Source organism: uncultured Aquitalea sp. (genome assembly GCF_945957525.1).
Taxonomy (GTDB): Bacteria; Pseudomonadota; Gammaproteobacteria; order Burkholderiales; family Chromobacteriaceae; genus Aquitalea.
This window is the reverse complement of sequence record NZ_CAMFLA010000030.1, coordinates 1-20,025: the sequence shown is the minus strand read 5'-3', so window position 1 is coordinate 20,025 and position 20,025 is coordinate 1. Positions and strand designations below refer to the sequence as shown.

Genomic DNA, 20,025 nt, shown 5'->3' with positions numbered 1-20,025 from the left:
GATCAACCCTTGCTGGCCGCAGCCGGGGCAGCGTTCTTGTCCTGCAGCATCTTGATCAGGCCGTCCACGCCGCTCTTGCTGATTTCCTGAGTGAACTGGTTGCGGTAGACCGTAACCAGGCTGGCGCCTTCCACGCTGACATTGAATACCTTCCAGCCTTGAGCAGTTTTGTACAGGGTGTAGTCAACGGCTACCGGGCCCTTGTCGTTGGCACCGGGCAGGGAAACCTGGGTCTTGACGGTGGCTTCGCGGCCGCTGTTGCCCATGACGGCATTCGGGCTGACGTCGATTTGCGCATTCTTGAAGCGGGTCATGGTGGAGGAGTAGGTGCGTACCAGCAGGGTTTGGAATTGCTGGGCCAGCTGGCCTTGCTGGGTCGGCGAAGCCTGACGCCAGCCCATGCCGACGGCCAGCGCTGTCATGCGTTGGAAGTCGAACTGGGGTACGGCGATGGACTCCACCTGTTGGCGGATCTGTGCAGTGTTCTTGCCGTTTTCTTTCTTGATGGTGTCCAGAATCTGGCGGGATGCGTCGCGCACCAGGTCCACCGGATTGTCGGCGGCGGCGAAAACGGGGGCGCTGAGGCCCAGCAGAACACAGAAGCAAGCGAGGAATTTTTTCATGGTCTTGTTCTTCAATCGAAAAGTGGTCTTAAAGAGTTACTGCGCGGCGGAGGCATCGTGGCCGCTACTGCCTTTTTCAGCGAAGCTGGTCATGAACTTGCCGATCAGCTGCTCCAGTACCAGCGCCGAGGAGGTCAGCGTGATGTGCTCGCCCGGTTTCAGCTCGTCCGGGTCGCCGCCCTGCATCAGGCCGATGTACTGCTCGCCCAACAGGCCGGAGGTGAGAATCTCGGCGCTCACGTCGCGGCTGAAGGTGAACTTCTTGTCCATGCTGAGCGTTACGCGGGCGCGGTAGGTTTTGCTGTCCAGCTCGATGCCGGCCACGCGACCCACCACCACGCCGGCCTGCTTCACCGGCGCTTTCACCTTCAGGCCGCCGATATTGTCGAAATCGGCGTAGAGGGTGTAGGTCTGGTCGGCGCTTTGCGGAGTGAGATTGGCCACCTTCAGGGACAGGAACACCACGGCGGCAAGGCCGATGGCCACGAAAATGCCAACCCACAAATCAATAGTAGAGCGTTTCATTCAACGTTTCCTAGAACATGAAGGCGGTGAGGACGAAGTCCACCGCCAGGATTACCAGAGCCGAAGTCACCACCGTGCGTGTGGTGGCGGAGGAGACGCCCGCCGCCGTGGGCGTGGCATCGTAGCCTTCGAAGACGGCGATAAGGGTGACCACGACGCCGAAGCACAGGCTCTTGATCAGGCCGTTGATCACGTCGTAATGCAGATCGACATTGTTTTGCATCTGCGACCAGAAGGTGCCGTTGTCCAGACCGATCATCACCACGCCAACCAGATAGCCGCCGAAGATGCCCATGACGTTGAACAGCGCGGCCAGGATGGGCATGGAGATCACGCCGGCCCAGAAGCGCGGGGCCACCACGCGGGCAATGGGGTTGACCGCCATCACGCTCATGGCGTCCAGCTGTTCCGTGGCTTTCATCAGGCCGATTTCCGCCGTCATGGCGCTGCCGGCGCGGCTGGCGAACAACAGCGCGGCCAGCACCGGGCCCAATTCGCGCAGCAGGGACAGCGCCACCAGCGCGCCCAATGCGTCGGCCGAGCCGAAGCGGGACAAGGTGTTGTAACCCTGCAGGCCGAGCACCATGCCGACGAAGAGGCCGGACACCACGATGATGATGAGCGACAGCACGCCGGCGAAGTAGATTTCGCGGATGGTCAGGCTGAAGCGCAGCAGGCTCTGGCCGGAGTAACGCAGGATAGCCAGCAGGAAGCGGGTGATGAAACCCAGCCGCCAGACAGCGTTGACGGTCATGTGGCCCAGATTGCGGATCGGGGAGAGCAGGGAATCAAGCATGCCGGCCTCCTTTCAGACCAAGATCCTCTTCCAGCGTACTGCCGGCGGGGTAGGCGAAATGCACTGGGCCGTCGGCTTCGCCCCAGACAAACTGATGCACCCAGGGAGAGGTGGAGGCGCGCACTTCTTCCGCGCTGCCTTCGGCGACGATTTCGCCATTGGAGACAAAGTAGACGTGGTCGACGATATCCAGCGACTTGTGCACGTCGTGCGTCACCATGACGGCGGTGGTGCCCAGCGCGTCGTTCAGTTTCTTGACCAAATGAGCGATCACGCCCAGCGAGATCGGGTCCAGCCCGGTGAAGGGCTCGTCGTACAGCATCAGTTGCGGGTCCAGCGCAATGGCGCGGGCCAGCGCCACGCGGCGGGCCATGCCGCCGGACAGTTCGGCGGGCATCAGTGTCTGGGTGCCGCGCAGACCGACAGCGGACAGCTTCATCACCACCAGATCCCGGATCATGCTGTCCGGCAAACGGGTGTGCTCGCGCAGCGGAAAGGCCACGTTGTCTTCCACCGACAGGTCGGTGAACAGCGCGCCAAACTGGAACAGCATGCCCATGCGGCGGCGATGCTCGAACAGTTCGGCATGGCTCATGGCGGCCACATCGCGACCACCCACCAGCACCTTGCCCCGGCTCGGGCGGATCTGACCCGAGATGAGGCGCAGCATGGTGGTCTTGCCGCTGCCGCTGCCGCCCATGATGGCCACAAGCTGGCCGCGCGGGATGGCGAGGTTGATGTTTTTCAGGATGGGGCGGTCGCCATAGGCGAAGCTCACGTCCTGGAATTCAATGAAATGATCAGAGGACACAGGGTTTCCGGCTGATGGAAAAAGAACGGGCGATGAAACCCGTCGTCGACAGCGGCGCGCAGGCCAGCCTGTCGGCGTGCTGGAATTTTATCGGCTAGTTAGGACCAGCGACAAATCCCGATGGTTTCCGAATGTAAACGTCAAAAGCGGAAAGATGTTGTTAAAACCATATCACGCAGGCCGGAGCGGGCGGGGCGACTTAAAACAGTTTAACAACATGATGGTGAAGCATTCTTGAAAATGGCGCTATCCGTACAAACAACAAGACCCGGCAATGCCGGGCCTTGCGCGTGCGGCCGGGGCTTAAACGCCGCGCAGCAGATCGTTGATGCTGGTTTTGCTGCGCGTTTGCGCATCCACCTTCTTCACAATGACGGCGCAGTACAGGCTGTGGCTGCCGTCCTTGGCCGGCAGGTTGCCGGAGACCACCACCGAGCCCGGCGGGATGCGACCGTAGCTGACTTCGCCAGTTTCGCGATCGTAGATCTTGGTGGATTGGCCGATGTAGACGCCCATGGAGATGACGGAGCCTTCGCCCACAATCACGCCTTCCACGACTTCGGAACGCGCGCCGATGAAGCAGTTGTCTTCAATGATGGTGGGGCCGGCCTGCAGCGGCTCCAGCACGCCGCCGATGCCTACGCCGCCGGACAGGTGTACGTTCTTGCCGATCTGGGCGCAAGAGCCGACGGTGGCCCAGGTGTCCACCATGGTGCCTTCATCGACATAGGCGCCGATGTTGACGTAGGAGGGCATCAGCACGGTGTTCTTGGCGACATAGCTGCCCTTGCGCGCCACGGCGCCCGGCACCACGCGGAAGCCGGCTTCGCGGAAGTGGGTTTCGTTCCAGTCGTGGAACTTGGTGTCCACCTTGTCGAAATAGCGGCTGACGCCGTCGTCGGACAGGGCGTTGTCGCGAATGCGGAACGACAGCAGCACGGCTTTCTTCACCCATTGATTGACGACCCAGTCGCCGTCGGTTTTTTCGGCGACGCGCAGGCGGCCGCTGTCCAGTTCGGCGATGACCTGGCCGATGGCGGCCTTCAGTTCGGCGGAGACGGTGGCCGGGGTGATTTCAGCGCGCTTTTCGAAGGCTTCTTCAATCAGAGTCTGGATCGGATGCATGTGATGGAGTCCTTTGGCGATGTGAATGGATACAGTCATGTTTTGTCCGGTAGGTAGGTCAGCGTGCGGCTTTGGACCCGCTCACAAAACCCCTGGACCTGCGTCGGCGCGCTTTGGTTCAGGGCTTCTGAGAGGTGTTGTTGGCGGCGCTTAGTTGTTCTGCATGAATCGAATGATGCGATCGGTCGCTTCCGTGCATTCTGCCAGCGTTGCCACCAGCGCGATACGGATGAAGCCGCGCCCCGGGTTCACGCCGTGCGCGTCGCGCGCCAGATAAGAGCCGGGCAGCACGGTGATGTGTTCTTCCTCGAACAGACGGCGGGCAAAGGCGGCGTCGTCGCCGCCCGGCACGCGGGCCCACAGGTAGAAACTGGCATCCGGGCGGGCAAGCTCCAGAACGGCGGCCAGGCGGTCGGTGACTGCGTCGAATTTGGCAATGTAGGCGGCGCGGTTGGCTTCCACATGCGCTTCGTCATTCCAGGCGGCCGCGCTGGCAGCCTGGATGGTGGGGCTCATGGCGCCGCCCTGGTAAGTGCGGTACAGCAGGAATTTTTCCAGCAACGCGGCGTCGCCGGCCACAAAGCCGGAGCGCATGCCCGGCGCGTTGGAGCGCTTGGACAGGCTGGTGAACATCACGATGCGCTCAAAGCCGCGTCCGAGTTGCGCCGCCGCTTCCAGTCCGCCCAGCGGTGCTTGGCCGAAGTGGATCTCCGAATAGCATTCATCGCTGGCGATGACAAAGCCGTGGCGGTCGGACAGTTCGAACAGGTTTTTCCAGTCGGCCAGCGACATCACCGCGCCGGTGGGGTTGCCCGGACTGCAGACAAACACCACCTGCGTGCGTTGCCAGATGGCTTCCGGCACGCTTTGCCAGTCTGGCTGGAAACGCTTGTCGGACAGGCAGTTGACGTAGTAGGGTTCAGCCCCCGCCAGCAGTGCCGCGCCTTCGTAAATCTGGTAAAACGGATTGGGCGAAATCACCACCGGGCGCTGCTCGCCGCTGGCATCGACCAGTGTTTGCACAAAGGCGAACAGCGCTTCGCGGCTGCCGTTGACCGGCAGGATCTGCTTATCCGCATCCATGGCGAGGCCGTAGCGGCGCTGCATCCAGGCCGCGCAAGCCTGGCGCAGCTCCGGGCTGCCCAGCGTGGCCGGATAACTGGCCAGGCCGCCGAGGTTGGCGGTCAGTGCGTCCTTGATGACGTCCGGCGTCGGGTGCTTGGGTTCGCCAATGGACAAATTGATGTGGGTCTTGCCGGCTGGCGGCACGGCGCCGGCCATCAGTTGTCGCAGGCGCTGGAACGGATAAGGTTGCAGGCTGGCCAGTTGGGGATTCACGCAGGCGTCTCTCTTTGCTTTGTCTTGTATGGGGCCGTCCGGCTAGTGGGAGCGGCCTGTCTCTGGCGGAAAATTCGGGTGGACACTGCGCCGCAGCATCCACAAGATCGGACATATTAAAAAATCGGCATGCCTCTTGTAAAACAAAAGCTTCTGGCGGTGGCCTGCATTCTGGTCACGGCGCTGGTGTGGGGCCTGATGTGGTTCCCCTTTCGCGCGCTCAATGAGCGCGGCGTTAGCATTCCCATGACTTCTTTGGTGGTGTATCTGGTGGCGGCAACGCTGGGCGTGGCGGTATTCCGCGATGTGTTTCGCCGGCAGTTCCGTTTCCAGCCGGTATTGTTGCCGCTGGCTTTCCTGTTTGGCTGGTGCAATTTCAGCTACACCTGGGCCGTGTCCGAGGGGCTGGTGATGCGGGTGTTGCTGTTGTTTTATCTGTCGCCCTTGTGGTCGGTGTTGTTCGCCTGGCTGTTGCTCAAGGAACGGTTGACCCGGCAGGGCTGGCTGGTGGTGGTCTTGTCGCTGGCGGGCTGCATGGTCATTCTTTATCGGCCCGGCGCGCTGGATGGCGCAGCCATGCTCAGTCAGCGCTACGAGTGGCTGGCCTTGTCCGGCGGGGTGGCCTTTGCGCTGGGCAATGTCTTGAGCCGCGGGGCCAAGGGCCTGCCGGTGCCGGTGAAGTCCGCCACCATCTGGGTGGGCGTGGCCAGCATGGGCTTTACCAGTCTGTGGTTGCACGACAGCCTGCCCCGTTTGTTGACCATTACGCCGCAAGGCTGGCTGCTGCTGGGGATTCTGGGTTGCACCTTGCTGGCCACCAGCGTGATTTCCCAACACGGTGTCAGCCAGTTGCCGGCAACGCAAACCATGACACTGATGTTGATGGAGCTGGTGTTTGCGGCGCTGTCCGCCTGGCTGCTGGCCCACGAAACCATGACTGCCAGCGAGTGGCTGGGCGGCGCGCTGATTGCCGGCGCCAGCCTGCTGTCCGGCGGCATGACCCGCAAACCGGAACCACGCCCTTCGGCCAACCTGGAGACACCATGAACATCCGCCGCATGACTCACGCCGATTTCGCTGCCTTCTGGCCGGTGTTCGCCGCCATTGTGTCGGCGCAGGAAACTTATGCTTACGATCCGGCGATGACGCCGGAGCAAGCGCGCGCGCTGTGGTGCGATCTGCCACTGGAAACCTGGTTGGCCGAAGAGGATGGCCGTTTGCTGGGCAGCTATTTTCTCAAGCCGAATGCGGCGGGACCGGGCGGTCATGTGTGCAATTGCGGTTATATGGTGGACCCGGCCGCGCGCGGCAAGGGCGTCGCCAGCGCCTTGTGCGAGCATTCGCAAGCGCGGGCGCGCGAGCGCGGCTTTCTCGCCATGCAGTTCAACAGCGTGGTGAGCAGCAACACCACGGCAGTGGCGTTGTGGCAAAAACTGGGCTTTGCCGAGGTGGGACGTTTGCCGAAGGCGTACCGTCATTCGGCGCTGGGCCTGGTAGATTGCCTGGTGATGTACAAGTGGCTTGGCGAGGCCGCCCAGCCCGCCAGGCCGGCCGGGCAGGGTTTGCTGATCGCGCGCAAAAACATTGAGGCGCAGGTGTCGCGCAAGCGGCGCCAGAGCGGCTAGCCGCAAAGCGCAAAAGCGACAAGGCCGGGCATTGCCCGGCCTTGTCGCTTGTTCAGGCGGAAAGATCAGTAATGAGGCGGGATCTCGTCGCGCAGCGAATGCCCGCTGCCCTGACCGTCCGGCTGGCTGGCGCGGAACTGGTTGTAGAGTACGCGCAGTTGCTGTTGCAGCAGGTCGATCTCCTGCTGCTGGCGGGCCACGGTGGCGTTGAGGGCTTCCAGAAGATCGTCCTGGAAGGCGAGCTTCACTTCCAGCTCGTCGAGGCGTTGTTCACTGTTCATGGGGCTATTGTAACGCGGCGCTCAGTTGCGCGCCGGCTGGGCGGAGAACTCTTCGATGTGTTCGATCTTCATGATCTTGCGCGACAGGTCCACCACATTCACCAGGACATGGCGGTTTTGCGCGGACACCAGAAAGCTCCATTCCGTGCTGTCTTGTCCGGCGCGGATGGTGATGCTGTCCTCGTGCATCAGTACGCCGAACTGCTCCAGACTGGTTTTGAGGTTCTCGACCGTCCAGTTTTGATGGGGTTTGAAGCGCAAGGTGAGAAACAGGCTGAAGCGGCGCGGCAATACCTGCTCCATCCAGTTGATGGCCAGCATGGTGGCAATGCATAGCAGGGTGACGATGATGGCCGCGGCGTAAAAGCCCACGCCCACCAGAATGCCGATGACGGAGGACATCCACACCGAGGCGGCGGAGGTGAGGCCGCTGATGGAGAGACCTTCTTTCATGATCATGCCGGCACCGAGAAAACCCACTCCGGTCAGCACGCCTTGCGCTACCCGGGTCATGTCGCCATGCATCACGTCCGGATGCAGGCCGCCATACCAGAACCCCGAGTAGCCAATGATGCTGATGGCGGCGGTGGAGGCCATGGACACCAGACCATAGGTGCGCATGCCGGCGGCGCGGCCGTTGAACCAGCGTTCATAGCCCAGCAGGCAACCCAGGAGCAGGCCGCCCAGCATATTGCAGGCGATGAGCAGATTGACTTCCCACTTGGGCGTGGACCAGTACAGCTGGATGAGATCAGCAAAGGTGAGATTCATGGGCTTGGCGCAGTTGTCATTGTTCTGTCACGCGGAGCTACAAGCATAGCCGAAAGCCTGCCAGCGGTCAGTCGGACCCGGCCGGCCGCAGCGCCTTGATCACGTAGAGATCGAAACGGGTGGACTTGCCGTCCAGGATGGCGGAGGGTTTGACTCCCGCTATCGGCGCGCCCAGCCGTGGGCGTTTCACCACCACCCGCGTTCGCGCGGCGGCAATGGCGGCCGTCAGCAGGGCGGCGCTGTCCATGTCGTCGCCGATCACCTGTTGAAACGCCTGCATGTCCTTTTTGGCGGCAGCGCTTTTTTTGTCGGTATCCGGAAACATCGGATCGACAAACACCACATCCGGTTTGTCCGCATCGGCCAGGCTGGCCAGCCAGTCGATTGCGTTGGCGTGCACCAGTCGCATGCGCGCGGCGATGTCATGGGTGTCCGGGTGGCTGCCGGCGCGGTCCAGCGCGTCGGCCAGCAGAGCGGCCGCCACCGGCGAGCGTTCCACCATGGTGACGTTGCAACCCAGCGTGGCCAGAACAAAGCTGTCACGGCCCAGACCCGCAGTAGCGTCCACAACGGCGGGCACATCTTTCGCACCCTTCAAACCCACGGCCTTGGCCACCGGCTGGCCGCGGCCGCCGCCTTGTTCGCGGCGGTGCTTGGCTGCGCCTTCGACAAACTCCGCATACACCGCGCCATGCTTGCCCGTGGTCAGTAGCTCCAGCCGTGCCGGCCCTAACTCCAGCCAATAGCCCTCGACGGGGCGACGGGTCAGCAGCGGCAGGTTGAAGCGCTCGGCAAGACGTGCGGCGTAGTCGCGACGTGCTGATTCGGCACAGTAAAGCGGTGTAGCGGACATGACGGTTCCTGTTGGCGTTTGCCCGCGACGATACGGCATGGACGCGCTCGGGACAAGCGGGCTCCCTGTCTTTCCGGTCATTGAATCGCCCGGCGGGTGGCGGGCATAAGGGGGGATGACCTTACTCATCGCTTTTGTGCTGGGCATTGGCCTGTGCGCCATGCTGCCCGAACTCCCCTCGCCCTGGACCTTGTGCGGTTTGTGGCTGTTGGCGCGGCTTTCAGCCGTTTGCGCGGCGACGGGCTGGCGTCGGCAGACGCTGGTGTTGCTGTCCGCGCTGTTGCTCGGCCTTGCCTGGGCAGACTGGCGGGCGCAATGGCGACTGGCGGACAGCCTGCCGGAGGCCTGGGAGCAAGTGCCAGTGCGTTTTGTCGCCGTGGTGCGCGGTTTGCCGTCTGTTCAGGACTACGGCACCCGCCTCACGCTGGAGGTGGAGCGCACGCTGACCCCGGGCCTACGTTTGCCGAAGCGCATCATCGTCACCGTCTATGCGCGCAAGGGCGAGACGCAGCAGTCGTGGCCTGCGGGCAGCCGTTGGAAAATGGGCGCGCGTTTGCGCCGTCCGCACGCGCCGGCCAACCGTTATGGCTTTGACGCCGAACAATGGCTGTGGTCGGAGGGTGTCTTGGCGACCGGCAGCGCAAGTGGTCAGGCGCTGCCGCTGGGCAAGAGCCATGCCCCGTTGGCGCAGATCGATCGTTGGCGGGAGCAGGCCGTGGCGCGCATCGAGACGGTGTTGGGCGATACGCCGGAAGCCGGTCTGGTGGCGGGCCTGACCGTGGGTGCGCAATCGCGCATCGGGCGGCAGGAGTGGCGCTGGCTGGCGGATACGGGGCTGACGCATCTGGTGTCCATCAGCGGTTTGCACATCAGCATGGTAGCGGGCGTGTTCGCGGCGCTGGCCCGGCTGTGGCAACGTCGCTGGCCCAGTCGCCGCTTGCCGCCGCGTATGGTGGTAGCCATGGTCAGCCTGGCGGCGGCCAGTTTTTATGCGGCGATGGCCGGCTTGTCCGTACCGACGCAACGCACGCTAGGCATGCTGGCGGTGATGCTGCTGATGTATGCCTGGCGGCGGCACTGGAGCGGTTTTCATCTGTGGTGGATGGCCCTGGCCGCCGTGCTGGCGGCGGACCCGTTTGCCGTTCTGACGCCGGGCTTGTGGCTGTCCTTCGGGCTGGTGGCGGCGTTGATCGCGTCCGGCATGGCGCGGCGCGGTCGCCTGCCGTGGTGGCGCTCGGCTTTTGCCGGGCAGTGGGCGGCCACATTGTGCGGCGTGCTGCCCTTGATCTGGTGGTTTGGTCGTTATCCGCTGATAACGCCGCTGGCCAATCTATGGGCCATTCCGCTGGTGTCTTTTGCGCTGACGCCCTTGTGCCTGTTGGCGGTGGTGTTGCCCTGGGATGGGCTGATGCACGCTGCCGGCTGGCTGGCCGGCATGTTTTACCACTGGACAGCAAGGTTTGCCGAAGGGCCGATGCTGAGCCTGCCAGCGCCGCCCTGGCCATTGGCGGCGCTGGCATTTGTCGGCAGCTTGCTGTTGATTGCCCCGCGGGGCATGCCGGTGCGGTTGTTGGGAGCGGGCATGTTCATGCCCATGCTGTTGTATGCCCCGGAAAGGCCGCCGCATGGCGCTTTTCGCGCTACGGTGCTGGATGTGGGGCAGGGGTTGTCGGTATTGGTGCAAACCGGGCGGCACACCCTGCTGTTTGATACCGGTATTGGCGATGCTGGTCTGTGGGTACTGCCGCAATTGCGTGGGTTGGGAGCCGAGCGGCTGGATATGCTGGTGTTGTCGCATCACGACAACGATCACGACGGCGCGGCGCAGAGTCTGGTGGCGGAGAGTCCGCCCGTACGTATTCTCGCCGGGCAACGGGCTTCGCTGGAGGATTACGGCTTGCAAGGCGAGGATTGCCGTCAGGGTATGAGCTGGGTTTGGGATGGCGTGCGCTTTGATGTGTTGTCGCCGCCGGATGGTCTGGGTTCCGCGGAGGACAACGATCACAGCTGCGTGTTGCGAGTGGCTGGGCTGCGCCATGCGCTGCTGCTGACCGGTGATGCGCCGTCTTCTGTAGAGCAGCGGCTGGCGACGCGTTATGGCGATGCCTTGCGCAGCACGGTGCTTGTTGCGGGGCATCATGGCAGCCGGACATCTACCTCAGGGCTCTGGCTGGATACGGTCAAGCCCGAACTGGCGGTGATCAGCGCCGGCTACCGCAACCGCTATCGGCACCCGCATCCGACGGTGATGGCCAGGTTGGCCGACAGAGGGATCACTGTCTTGCGTACTGATCAGGACGGCATGCTGGAGATGGAGGTGGGGGCTCAGGTGTGGTTTGACTGCCATCGTTCGCGCAATAGGCGCTACTGGCGTCCGCAGGGCGAGTGCGGAGCTTGAAACGACACAATCAGCTCAGTGTTAGGGCGGGGGAGGTCTCAAGCGGCAAACGCCGCTCACAACGCGATGCCGGCTGCGACGATATTGCCCTTGCCGCGGTATTCCATCCAGTCGAACGATAGCTTGCGGGCAATCAGGATGCCCCTGCCGTGGCTGGACAACATGGAGGCGGTCTCGTTTTCCAGATACTGTCGCCAGTCAAAGCCGTCGCCCATGTCCTCAATCACAAAAGACAGCGCGTGCAATTGGCGTTCGAAACTGACGCTGACCGCGCGCAGACCCAACACCGGGTCGCTCAGGCGGCGCTCCAGCTCCTCTTCCCATAACCCTTCGCCTTGCAGATGGGTCTTTTCCTGGTAGGGAATGGCCAGATTGCCGTGTTCGATGGCATTGACCAGCAGTTCGAACAGCCCGGTGGCTGCCCGCTCCGGCTGCGGCGCGGTGCGCGCCAGCAGCGCTGTGACGGTTTGCGCTTCCTTGTGGGTGCGCAGTCTGAATTCTGCCTTTTGCAGGTGATTCAGCGCATCCAGCTGCTGTTTGGCGATTTCGCGGAAGGCCTGATGTCGCAGCCAGTGACTGAGCGCGGCCTCCACCACGGCCAACAGCATGTCGCGGGAAAACGGTTTGGTGAGGTAGTAGAAAGCGCCGGCCTCCATGCCTTCCTGGACGCTGGCGGGGCTGCTGATGGCGGTTTGCAGGATCACCGGCAGGAAATCCAGATCCGGCGTGGCTTTCATGCGTTTGAGCACGTCGAAGCCACTGAGGCCGGGCATCATCTTGTCCAGCAGCACGGCGGAGAGCGAATGGCCCTGCTCTTGCAGAATCTGCCAGGCCTGCTCGCCGTTTTCGGCCTGCAGGGTCTGATAACCGGCGTCTTCCAGCAGTTCGGTCATCAACTCCAGGTTGAAGGGCTCGTCGTCAACGAGCAGCAGCTTGTGCGTCATGGCCTGAGTCTTCCTGATTTACCCGATCTTGCCTGCGCGGGAAGGTGGCGGTAAAGGCGGCGCCTCTCGGCGAAATATTCTCAGCCTGGATGGCGCCCTGATGCGCCTGGATGATTTCGCGGCAGATGGCCAGACCAAGCCCGGTGCCGCCGGCGCCGGTTTTGGTGGTGCTGCTCTGGATGAATTTGCCGAAAATGCTTTCAATCTCATCGGCAGGGATACCGGGGCCGGCGTCTTCTACGCTGATCAGCACCTCTTCGCCCGGGCTGTCGGCGCGCTGCTGCAGGCGGGCCGTCACGCGAATCACTTCTCCGGGCGGGCTGAACTTGATGGCGTTGGAGAGCAGATTGCGGATCACCTGACCCAGTCGGAAGGCGTCGATATCGGCGGTAAGTTGCTCCGGGGTGCAATAGAGGTAAATCTTGATCTGGCTGCGAGCGGCCACCGGCGTCATTTCGTCGCAGGCGTCGCGCAGGCACTGCGTGAGATCATTGGGGGCGATGTGGTAATCCATCTTGCCCACTTCCATCTTGGCCAGATCCAGCAGATCGTTCAGCAGTTGCAGCAAACGGTTGCCGCTGCTGTTGATTCGGTCGAAGTACTGGTCGAGTTTCTCGTCCTGCAATTGGCGCGCGCGCGACTGGCCCATCTCGGTGAAGCCGAGGATGGCGTGCATCGGGGTGCGCAGTTCGTGCGACATGTTGGCGAGAAATTCTGTCTTCGCCCGGCTGGTTTCTTCGGCCAGTATCTTGGCCTGGCGCAGTGCGTCTTCCATTTCGCGCTGGGCGGAGAAGTCCTGGTAGATCCAGATGGTGCCCAGCTTCGGAACGGAGGGGTTGACCGCTCTGCCGAACAGCCGACACCACATGTATTTGCCGTGTCCGGTGCGCAGCCGCACCTCGGTCTGCACTACCTTGCCGTCGTTGAGCAGGCTGTACAGCGCGCGACCAGTGCGTTCGTACTGCTCCTTGCTTTCAAAGTAGGGCAATGTGCTCTGGCCGATGACTTCTTCTTCCGTGCGTTCGAAAAGGTCGAGGAAGGCGCGGTTTACCTGACGCAGAGTGCGGTCGACGATGTAGGCCATCGCCATCGGGCTGGCTTCCAGTAGCGCGGACAATTGGCGACTTTGTACCTCCACCTGCTCGGCCAAGCTGTTTTTCAGGCGGATCAGCGCCGCTTCCTGCTCCTTGCGCTGAGTGATGTCGCGACAGACGGCCACGTAGAAGGAGTCGTCCGGCATGTCCACCCGGCTCAGCGACAACTCGACCGGCATCTGGATGTTGTCGCTGCGCAGCAAGTGCGCTTCAAAGGGGCGGCCGGCGCGCTTGTTGGCGATGGCTTCAAAATTCAGGCCCGGTGTCAGGCTGTAGAGTTCGGCCAGCAGCGAACCTACCGGCAAGTGTTCAATGGATTCGGCCGTCTGGCCAATCAGCTTGGCGGCGGCGGGGTTCACTTGCGTGATCAGTCCATTGCGGTTGATCAGCACAATAGCGTCGGAGCTGGCCTGCAAGATGGCGCGCTGGCGCGCTTCGCTTTCCGCCAATGCCTGCTCGGAATTGGCCCGATCGGTGATCTGGTCGCGCAGCGCGCGGTTGTTCATTTCCAGCTGTTGCTGCTGTTTTCTCAGCAACAGACGCAGGCCGCCGCCGGACGCGATCTGTTTTTGCAGCAGGGTAAGCAGCAGCAGCAGCGCCAGCGCGGTGACGCCAAGAATCACATAGCCCTGATTGCTCAGTGCAGGGGAGGTGTCATCCAGCGGATAGGCGGCGAACAGCAGATCGGCGCCGCCGATAGTGCGGCGCATGGTCATCAGCGGCATGCCCGATGGAGCCGCCTGCAGGGGATGCGAATCCAGCACCGCCACATTCGGATTGTCCTGGCTCCAGCCCAGCAGGCGCACGTGTTGCAGCGGATTGGGCGAATCTTGCGTGGCGGCGGCGCTGCCCTGCAACAGCAAGTCGCTGCGCAGATTGATCAGCAGCATGCGGCCGTCGTCGTTCAGATTGGCGATGATGTCCATCCGGGGCAGGGCGGCCCCCGGCAGGATGGTGAACATCAGCATCGGCTGGTTGCGGTTGCGCGCCTGATCCATTTTGCGGCGGGCATTGTCCAGGCTGCCAAGGTCCAGCCCCTGGGGCAGGGCGTTGCCATCGTCCGGCAAATAGCTTTCCACCGGGTAGTACATGGGCAGGCTGGGGCTGGTGACCAGATGACGGTCTTTCAGCAGGCGGATGCTGTTGGCGATACCGCTTTCAAAGGCGCTGCGCTGTTCCGGCGTGATTTTGCGGATGATGCCGATGCCGCCGAAGCGGCTTTCGTCGCGCAGCACGCCCTGGGCCAGTTCGGTCAGGTTGGGCGCGTTGCCCGTGGTGTGGCGCTGGCGGATGATGCTTTGCGCCAAGAGGTCGGTGCGGTCCAGCATTTCCTGCAGTCTGTTGGCCAGCAACTCGCTGCCGAGCTCGCCCCAATGACGCTCTTTCTGCTGCTCGTGGCTGCGGTCGTCGTCCAGCAGCAGCCAGTATTCGGCCGACAGCAGGGCGATGGACAGCAGTGCGCCGATGAGGACGGAGGTGAAACGACTCAAGCTCGACATTTTTTCCCGCCGGCTTCAGGCCAGCTTTTCATACAGGGCGACGAATTCCAGGGACAGTTTGTGCCGCGGATCGAGGTGGATCATCGGTTTGGCCGCGTCATGGGATTCGCGGATCTTCACGGAGCTGGACAAGGGCGGGTCCAGTACCGGCAAACCTTCTGCTTTCAACTCCGCCACCAGTCGGGCCGGCAGACTGGCGCGCGGCTGGAACTGGTTGACCACAATGCCTTCCACCGCCAGCTCGGCGTTGTGGTCGGCACGGATTTCCTCAACGCTGGCCATCAAATTGTAGAGGGCCTGGCGAGAAAAAGCGTCGCAGTCGAAGGGAATCAGGCAGCGGTCGGCGGCAATCAGTGCCGAGCGGGTGTAAAAATTCAGCGCTGGCGGGGTGTCGATCCAGATTTCGTCGTAGTGGTCGCCCAGCTGTTCCAGCGCCTCGCGCAGTTTGAACATCTTGTAGCGGGTTTCCAGCTTGGCCATCAGCTCGCCCAGTTCAGGGTGGGACGCCAGCAACGACAGGCCGGGGAAGGGTGTGTCGCTGACAAAGTCCGTGGTGTCCTTGCTGAACATGCTGATGTTGAGCATCTGGTTGAAAAAATCCATTGCCGAGCGCCCCTCGGGTGCCCGGGTCTGACCGCTCAGATAGTGGCTGGCGTTGCCTTGCGGGTCGAGGTCGATCAACAGCACGCGCTTGCCGCGGCTGGCCGCCACGGCCGCCAGATTGGCGGCGATGGTGGATTTGCCGACGCCACCTTTCTGATTGAACACTACACGGCGGATCACCTGCATTGCTTTCCCTCTGCGGAATCGGAGCGCCAGCCCCAAAGGTTGGCCGAAGGCCTAGATGCCCACGCTGCCCCGGCAAACTTGCAGCATCTGCTGATAGCTGGCTGAGTTCTGCACGATGGGCATGGGTTTTATCTGGCTGTCATTATATGTGAAGCTGGCGATCTGGCGGCCGTTTTCATCAAACAACACCATGCCGGTCAGACGGAAAGTGCGGGCTGCGCAGTCCATCGACCAAGAGTTTACCGATACCTTGTGACGCGGCGTGGACAGGAAGTTTTCCTTCTTCACGTTGAATATGGTCTTGCGGTCGCGGAACGTGACGGTGTTGCCCTGCTGGCGGATGGACAGTTTGTCCAGCTCATTGAGGATATTGCCGTTGGGCGAAACGCCCAGATTGATCCAGTCGGCGTTGGCTTGCTGCGAAGGCGCTTGGGTCGCCGGTTTGCCGGTGCTGATCGGGGGGGTGGCCGGTTGGCTGGCGCAGCCGGCAAGCAGAACGCTGGCCGAGACCAGCGCGATAAGAATATTGCGCATGAAACCATCTCCAAAACAATGTCGCCAGTGTCGCATACCCCGGCATGGGGAGAAAATGCCGCCCGGCGGATTTTATCTTGGAGGCCGTGACGATGGCCGAGTTTCAGGGGCGCATGGCGAAGAAATTTCCGCCCGCGCGGAACTATCCGGATGGCGTGCCGGTCTGTCATCAGGCGAGAGCATTTTCCTCTTCGTTTCACATTGTCTCCATCCAACTTGACTCGGCCGCTCCTTTACAGGGCGGCCTCTTTTTTTGTCCCTCCGCGCTTTGCCGTACAATAGCCCGCTTGTTTCCTTACTTCACGAGTCAAAGCCAGCGCCCGCCGTTGGTCACATCATCATGCAGGACGCCCATTCCCTATTGAGTCACATCTTCGGCTATCCGGCTTTTCGCGGGCAGCAAGGGGAGATCGTCGAGCATGTCGCCCATGGCGGCCACGCGCTGGTGTTGATGCCCACGGGCGGCGGCAAGAGTTTGTGTTTCCAGATTCCGGCGCTGATGCGACCCGGTGTGGCCATCGTGGTGTCGCCGCTGATTGCTCTGATGCAGGATCAAGTGGCGGCGCTGACCGAACTGGGCGTTGCCGCCGCCTGCTTGAACTCCGCCACCCAACCTGACGATGCCCGCGACATTGCCCGGCGCGCGCGCGCCGGCACGCTGGATCTGCTGTATGTGGCGCCCGAGCGCTTGCTCACGCCGCGGTTTCAGGATTTCCTGCGTACGCTGAACATCGCCCTGTTTGCCATTGACGAGGCGCATTGCGTCAGTCAGTGGGGGCACGATTTCCGTCCCGAGTATCAGCAGCTGGGCTTGCTGGCCGATGAATTCCCCGGGGTACCGCGGGTGGCACTCACCGCCACGGCCGATCCGCAAACACGGGAAGACATTCTGCACTACCTGAGGTTGGCCGAAGCCCGGGTGTTTCTCTCCAGCTTTGATCGACCCAATCTGTTTTATCAGGTGGTGGAAAAGCACAACGCCAAGCGCCAGTTGCTGGAGTTCATCAATAATGAATACCCCGGCGCTTCCGGCATCGTGTACTGCCTCTCGCGCAAACGGGTTGAGGACACGGCCGAGTGGCTGAAGGAAAACGGTCTTCGCGCCCTGCCGTATCACGCGGGCCTGTCGCATGAGGTGCGCGAGGCCAATCAGCGCGAATTCCTGCGCGAAGAAGGCATTGTGATGGTGGCTACGGTAGCCTTCGGCATGGGCATCGACAAACCGGATGTGCGCTTCGTCGCGCATATCGACATGCCCAAAAGCCCGGAAAATTTCTATCAGGAGTCCGGCCGCGCGGGGCGAGACGGGCTACCGGCCTCAAGCTGGCTGTGCTATGGCCTGAATGACGTGGTGCAATTGACCCAGATGATTCAGGGTTCGGAAATGGCGGAGCTGCAAAAGCAGGTTGAACTGAGCAAGCTGGACGCCATGCTGGCCTTTTGCGAAACGGCCGCCTGCCGTCGTCAGCAAATCCTGTCCCATTTCGGCGAGGCCAGCAAACCCTGTGGCCATTGCGACAACTGCCTGAGCCCGCCCATCACCTTTGACGCCAGCTTGCCGGTGCAAAAGCTGCTGTCCTGCATTTACCGCGTTGGTCAGCGCTGTTCGGCCAACCATGTGGTGGATGTGTTGCTGGGCCGCAGCAATCAATACGTACTGGGCCTGGGGCACGACAAGGTCAGCACCTTCGGCATCGGGCGGGATTTTAATCAGCGCGCCTGGCGCTCGCTGATCCGCCAGCTGGTGGCGCGCAAACTGTTGCAAGTGGACATCGCCCGCGGCCAGTCGCTGGTGCTGACCGAGGGCTGCCGCGCATTGCTGAAAGGCGAGCAGAAAATCTATCTGAGGCCGGTGGCGGAAGACAGCAAGGCGCGCAGCGTCAACACCGACCGCTGGTTGCGCACCGAGCGCGAAGAGCGACTCTGGCAAGCGCTGCGCCAATGGCGCCGGCAAATGGCGGACGAGCACAACGTCCCGGCTTACGCGGTGTTTTCCGATCGCACGCTGCGCGATCTGGTGGAAAAACGCCCGCAAACCCGGGCGGAGTTGAGTCGCGTATACGGCTTGGGCGAACTTAAGCTGGCGCGCTACAGCGAGCCATTGCTGGAAATCCTCAATGGCCAGCCGGGCTGAATCCGCTACAATCGCCCCTTGACAATAGGTATGGAAGGCGCGCGAAGTCGCGCCGGCAATGGAGAATTCATCATGGCAGTCAACCTCACTCCCGCCGCGGCGGATCAGCTCGCCGTCATTGACGGCATCGAACTCAATGTGGCCGAAGCCGGCATCAAGAAGCCGGGCCGCAAGGATGTGCTGGTGGTGCGCATCGACAAGGGCAACACCGTTGCCGGCGTGTTCACCCAGAACCGCTTCTGCGCCGCGCCGGTGCAGATCAGCAAAAAACATCTGGATGCCGGCGTGCAGATCCGCGCGCTGGTGGTCAATACCGGCAACGCCAATGCCGGCACAGGCGAAGACGGCCGCGCCCGCGCGCTGTCGGTGTGTCAGTCGCTGGCCAGCGAGCTGGACTGCGAGCTTGAACAAATCCTGCCGTTTTCCACGGGCGTGATTCTCGAACCGCTGCCGTCCGACAAAATCATCAGTGCATTGCCCACCCGTCGTCAGGCCAACTGGGCTGAAGCCGCCGAAGCCATCATGACCACGGATACGGCCCCAAAGGCGGCCAGCCGTACGCTGGAGATCGATGGTCATCCGGTAAAGATCACCGGCATCGCCAAGGGCGCCGGCATGATTCACCCGAATATGGCCACCATGCTAGGCTTCGTCGCTACCGACGCGCCGGTCATCCGCCCCGTGCTGGAGCAGTTGGTCAAGGAAGTGGCCGACCTCTCTTTCAACTGCATCTCCGTTGACGGCGACACGTCCACCAACGACAGCTTCATCCTGATCTCCACCGGCAAGAGCGCGGCGCCGCGCATTGATGCGGTCAGCCACCCGGCCTACGCCATTCTCAAGGCTGCGCTGGTGGACGTGGCCACCGAGCTGGCGCAAGCCATCGTGCGCGACGGCGAAGGCGCCACCAAGTTCATCACCGTCAAAGTGGAAGGCGGCCGTTCCATCGCTGAGTGCAAGGACGTGGCTTATGCCATTGCGCGTTCCCCGCTGGTCAAAACCGCCTTCTTCGCCTCCGACCCGAATCTGGGTCGCCTGCTGTGCGCCATCGGTTATGCCGGTGTTAACGATCTGGATGTGGATCGTCTTTCACTGTATCTGGATGATGTGCTGGTGGCCTGCAACGGCGGCCGCAATCCCGACTATCAGGAAGAAGACGGTCAGCGCGTGATGAGTCAGAGTGAAATCACCGTCCGCGTGGTGCTGGGTCGCGGTGCGGCGCAAGCTACCGTCTGGACCTGCGATTTCTCCTACGAGTACGTCAAAATCAACGCGGACTACCGCAGCTGAGTTGCATCCCTTTTGATCCTCTCTAATATAGAGAACCGGGCCGACGCCAGGCCTCATGCCCGATGCGCCCGACCCCAAGCCCCTCGTAAGAGGGGCTTTTGTTTTGCGGTTTGCCGAAGGTGGGTGTTGGCGCGCATGCGCAATGCCTGATTGGTGCGGAGGGCGTGCGGGGTGACATCTTGCGCCCGACCTGTTGTGTGTTCCTTATCCTGCGTGTCCCTTATCCGGCCGTCTCTCCTCAGCCGCTCATGCCGCCTGTCTATATATAAGCTCCCATACAGAGCCCGGCCCAAGGTTGGCCGAAGGGTGTCTTCCGCCCGTCAGGGGCGGCTTCCGCCATCGGCAGCCAGGTTTCGCGGGTTTCCCCCTCCCGAGACGGGGAATTCCCCCGTTTCCATCGCCCATCCCCAGGCAAAGCTGCCCCTCATAGCCCGCCCAACAAGGTCCACGCGCTGGCGGATCGAAGAATCATGACGGGCCGGTTAAAACGAAACCGTTGCGGATCAAGGGTTTGGGTTGAGGCGGGCGGGGGCGAGTCGCTTTTTCTCAAAATACCTGTTGACGGAGGTTGGGGCGGGAGGTATAGTTCGCCTCC

18 protein-coding genes are annotated in these 20,025 nt (G+C 62.3%); 5 read left to right on the top strand and 13 right to left on the bottom strand.

Annotated elements, in window-relative coordinates:
* Positions 1 to 2 precede the first annotated feature (2 nt).
* The 6 genes from Q0P52_RS18895 to dapC form a co-directional block, all read right to left on the bottom strand.
* Positions 3 to 623 carry an ABC transporter substrate-binding protein gene (locus Q0P52_RS18895; RefSeq protein WP_293766204.1) on the bottom strand — a complete coding sequence of 207 codons (621 nt, stop codon included), beginning with the start codon at positions 621 to 623 and terminating at the stop codon, positions 3 to 5.
* A gap of 36 nt (positions 624 to 659) precedes the next feature.
* Positions 660 to 1,148, bottom strand: coding sequence for an outer membrane lipid asymmetry maintenance protein MlaD (mlaD, locus tag Q0P52_RS18890; protein WP_293766205.1), 489 nt, complete (start codon positions 1,146 to 1,148; stop codon positions 660 to 662).
* A gap of 10 nt (positions 1,149 to 1,158) precedes the next feature.
* Entirely contained in the window at positions 1,159 to 1,944 is a 786-nt protein-coding gene (gene mlaE / locus Q0P52_RS18885; RefSeq protein WP_293766206.1) for a lipid asymmetry maintenance ABC transporter permease subunit MlaE, read from the bottom strand.
* Positions 1,937 to 2,755, bottom strand: coding sequence for an ABC transporter ATP-binding protein (locus Q0P52_RS18880; protein ID WP_293766207.1), 819 nt, complete (start codon positions 2,753 to 2,755; stop codon positions 1,937 to 1,939). The genes mlaE and Q0P52_RS18880 overlap by 8 nt, the downstream gene beginning before the upstream one ends.
* A gap of 303 nt (positions 2,756 to 3,058) precedes the next feature.
* Positions 3,059 to 3,880 carry a 2,3,4,5-tetrahydropyridine-2,6-dicarboxylate N-succinyltransferase gene (dapD, locus tag Q0P52_RS18875; RefSeq protein ID WP_293766220.1) on the bottom strand — a complete coding sequence of 274 codons (822 nt, stop codon included), beginning with the start codon at positions 3,878 to 3,880 and terminating at the stop codon, positions 3,059 to 3,061.
* 150 nt (positions 3,881 to 4,030) lie between these two features.
* Complete coding sequence (dapC, locus tag Q0P52_RS18870; protein ID WP_293813831.1) at positions 4,031 to 5,218, bottom strand: succinyldiaminopimelate transaminase; 1,188 nt, start codon at positions 5,216 to 5,218, stop codon at positions 4,031 to 4,033.
* A gap of 129 nt (positions 5,219 to 5,347) precedes the next feature.
* Between dapC and Q0P52_RS18865 the strand changes: the two genes are divergently transcribed.
* Together Q0P52_RS18865 and Q0P52_RS18860 are read left to right on the top strand one after the other, a co-directional pair.
* Entirely contained in the window at positions 5,348 to 6,265 is a 918-nt protein-coding gene (locus Q0P52_RS18865) for a DMT family transporter (RefSeq protein WP_293766209.1), read from the top strand.
* Entirely contained in the window at positions 6,262 to 6,843 is a 582-nt protein-coding gene (locus Q0P52_RS18860) for a GNAT family N-acetyltransferase (RefSeq protein ID WP_293766210.1), read from the top strand. The genes Q0P52_RS18865 and Q0P52_RS18860 overlap by 4 nt, the downstream gene beginning before the upstream one ends.
* Before the next feature lie 65 nt (positions 6,844 to 6,908).
* Here the strand turns inward: Q0P52_RS18860 and Q0P52_RS18855 are convergent, their stop codons facing one another.
* The 3 genes from Q0P52_RS18855 to Q0P52_RS18845 all read right to left on the bottom strand — a co-directional run bounded on the left by Q0P52_RS18855 (position 6,909) and on the right by Q0P52_RS18845 (position 8,748).
* Complete coding sequence (locus tag Q0P52_RS18855) at positions 6,909 to 7,124, bottom strand: SlyX family protein (RefSeq protein WP_293766211.1); 216 nt, start codon at positions 7,122 to 7,124, stop codon at positions 6,909 to 6,911.
* A gap of 21 nt (positions 7,125 to 7,145) precedes the next feature.
* Positions 7,146 to 7,895, bottom strand: a complete 750-nt coding sequence (locus tag Q0P52_RS18850) for an MgtC/SapB family protein (RefSeq protein WP_293766212.1) — start codon at positions 7,893 to 7,895, stop codon at positions 7,146 to 7,148.
* Positions 7,896 to 7,962: 67 nt separating this feature from the next.
* Positions 7,963 to 8,748 carry a class I SAM-dependent methyltransferase gene (locus tag Q0P52_RS18845; protein ID WP_293766213.1) on the bottom strand — a complete coding sequence of 262 codons (786 nt, stop codon included), beginning with the start codon at positions 8,746 to 8,748 and terminating at the stop codon, positions 7,963 to 7,965.
* A 115-nt stretch (positions 8,749 to 8,863) separates the two neighbouring features.
* Between Q0P52_RS18845 and Q0P52_RS18840 the strand changes: the two genes are divergently transcribed.
* Positions 8,864 to 11,146, top strand: a complete 2,283-nt coding sequence (locus tag Q0P52_RS18840) for a DNA internalization-related competence protein ComEC/Rec2 (protein WP_293766214.1) — start codon at positions 8,864 to 8,866, stop codon at positions 11,144 to 11,146.
* Between the two features lie 56 nt (positions 11,147 to 11,202).
* Here Q0P52_RS18840 and Q0P52_RS18835 read toward each other — a convergent pair whose 3' ends face one another.
* The 4 genes from Q0P52_RS18835 to Q0P52_RS18820 are packed head-to-tail and all read right to left on the bottom strand — an operon-like array spanning position 11,203 to position 16,006.
* Positions 11,203 to 12,090, bottom strand: a complete 888-nt coding sequence (locus Q0P52_RS18835) for a response regulator (RefSeq protein ID WP_293766215.1) — start codon at positions 12,088 to 12,090, stop codon at positions 11,203 to 11,205.
* Positions 12,065 to 14,674 carry an ATP-binding protein gene (locus Q0P52_RS18830; RefSeq protein WP_293766216.1) on the bottom strand — a complete coding sequence of 870 codons (2,610 nt, stop codon included), beginning with the start codon at positions 14,672 to 14,674 and terminating at the stop codon, positions 12,065 to 12,067. The genes Q0P52_RS18835 and Q0P52_RS18830 overlap by 26 nt, the downstream gene beginning before the upstream one ends.
* Positions 14,675 to 14,698: 24 nt before the next feature.
* Complete coding sequence (locus Q0P52_RS18825) at positions 14,699 to 15,463, bottom strand: ParA family protein (protein ID WP_366062754.1); 765 nt, start codon at positions 15,461 to 15,463, stop codon at positions 14,699 to 14,701.
* Positions 15,464 to 15,523: 60 nt separating this feature from the next.
* Complete coding sequence (locus Q0P52_RS18820; protein ID WP_293766218.1) at positions 15,524 to 16,006, bottom strand: surface-adhesin E family protein; 483 nt, start codon at positions 16,004 to 16,006, stop codon at positions 15,524 to 15,526.
* 340 nt (positions 16,007 to 16,346) lie between these two features.
* Here Q0P52_RS18820 and recQ point away from each other — a divergent pair, with 340 nt between their 5' ends.
* The gene (gene recQ, locus Q0P52_RS18815) at positions 16,347 to 18,140 is read left to right on the top strand and encodes a DNA helicase RecQ (protein WP_366062743.1); all 1,794 of its coding nucleotides are present in this window, start codon (positions 16,347 to 16,349) and stop codon (positions 18,138 to 18,140) included.
* Between the two features lie 72 nt (positions 18,141 to 18,212).
* A complete protein-coding gene (gene argJ / locus Q0P52_RS18810; RefSeq protein ID WP_293766219.1) occupies positions 18,213 to 19,430 on the top strand; it encodes a bifunctional glutamate N-acetyltransferase/amino-acid acetyltransferase ArgJ in 1,218 nt (405 codons plus the stop codon).
* The last annotated feature ends 595 nt before the right edge of the window (positions 19,431 to 20,025 follow it).

What these genes read in the sequence shown, in the direction of transcription:
- Q0P52_RS18895 (WP_293766204.1), bottom strand. Translation starts at nt 623, where the DNA reads ATGAAAAAATTCCTCGCTTGCTTCTGTGTTCTGCTGGGCCTCAGCGCC.
- mlaD (WP_293766205.1), bottom strand. Translation starts at nt 1,148, where the DNA reads ATGAAACGCTCTACTATTGATTTGTGGGTTGGCATTTTCGTGGCCATC.
- mlaE (WP_293766206.1), bottom strand. Translation starts at nt 1,944, where the DNA reads ATGCTTGATTCCCTGCTCTCCCCGATCCGCAATCTGGGCCACATGACC.
- dapD (WP_293766220.1), bottom strand. Translation starts at nt 3,880, where the DNA reads ATGCATCCGATCCAGACTCTGATTGAAGAAGCCTTCGAAAAGCGCGCT.
- Q0P52_RS18865 (WP_293766209.1), top strand. Translation starts at nt 5,348, where the DNA reads ATGCCTCTTGTAAAACAAAAGCTTCTGGCGGTGGCCTGCATTCTGGTC.
- Q0P52_RS18860 (WP_293766210.1), top strand. Translation starts at nt 6,262, where the DNA reads ATGAACATCCGCCGCATGACTCACGCCGATTTCGCTGCCTTCTGGCCG.
- Q0P52_RS18855 (WP_293766211.1), bottom strand. Translation starts at nt 7,124, where the DNA reads ATGAACAGTGAACAACGCCTCGACGAGCTGGAAGTGAAGCTCGCCTTC.
- Q0P52_RS18850 (WP_293766212.1), bottom strand. Translation starts at nt 7,895, where the DNA reads ATGAATCTCACCTTTGCTGATCTCATCCAGCTGTACTGGTCCACGCCC.
- Q0P52_RS18845 (WP_293766213.1), bottom strand. Translation starts at nt 8,748, where the DNA reads ATGTCCGCTACACCGCTTTACTGTGCCGAATCAGCACGTCGCGACTAC.
- Q0P52_RS18840 (WP_293766214.1), top strand. Translation starts at nt 8,864, where the DNA reads ATGACCTTACTCATCGCTTTTGTGCTGGGCATTGGCCTGTGCGCCATG.
- Q0P52_RS18835 (WP_293766215.1), bottom strand. Translation starts at nt 12,090, where the DNA reads ATGACGCACAAGCTGCTGCTCGTTGACGACGAGCCCTTCAACCTGGAG.
- Q0P52_RS18820 (WP_293766218.1), bottom strand. Translation starts at nt 16,006, where the DNA reads ATGCGCAATATTCTTATCGCGCTGGTCTCGGCCAGCGTTCTGCTTGCC.
- recQ (WP_366062743.1), top strand. Translation starts at nt 16,347, where the DNA reads ATGCAGGACGCCCATTCCCTATTGAGTCACATCTTCGGCTATCCGGCT.
- argJ (WP_293766219.1), top strand. Translation starts at nt 18,213, where the DNA reads ATGGCAGTCAACCTCACTCCCGCCGCGGCGGATCAGCTCGCCGTCATT.